Below are 383 nucleotides of genomic sequence, written 5' to 3'. Positions count from 1 at the left end.
GGAGAGGACTCGAACCTCCACGGTTTTACCCGCTAGTACCTGAAACTAGTGCGTCTACCAATTCCGCCACCTGGGCGTCGAGGAGCGAGATTATGGGGTGTTGTTACCGGGGTGTCAACACTTCTTGATAACAATCTTGCGATGGGGTCAGAGCCCTTTCCTGAGGGAAGGGATCCAACCCCAGTACACCGGGGTCGGATACCGTTTCGCATGCGAAACGGGCTCTGACCCCATGCCCGGCCCGTTCCCGGATCGCGGGCAAAAAAAATCCCCGCCGAAGCGAGGAGTTTTTTCGTTGGTGCCCAGGAGAGGACTCGAACCTCCACGGTTTTACCCGCTAGTACCTGAAACTAGTGCGTCTACCAATTCCGCCACCTGGGCGT

Annotated in this window: 1 tRNA gene; it reads right to left on the bottom strand. The window is 57.2% G+C overall.

What is annotated here, in order from left to right:
- Window positions 1–296 precede the first annotated feature (296 nt).
- Window positions 297–381: transfer RNA gene (locus D7T59_RS21160), tRNA-Leu, on the bottom strand.
- Between the last annotated feature and the right edge of the window lie 2 nt (window positions 382–383).

This window comes from Stenotrophomonas maltophilia, from assembly GCF_013464915.1.
GTDB lineage: Bacteria > Pseudomonadota > Gammaproteobacteria > Xanthomonadales > Xanthomonadaceae > Stenotrophomonas > Stenotrophomonas maltophilia_AT.
The sequence above is the reverse complement of the archived record's forward strand: the minus strand, read 5'-3'. Positions and strand labels throughout refer to the sequence as shown.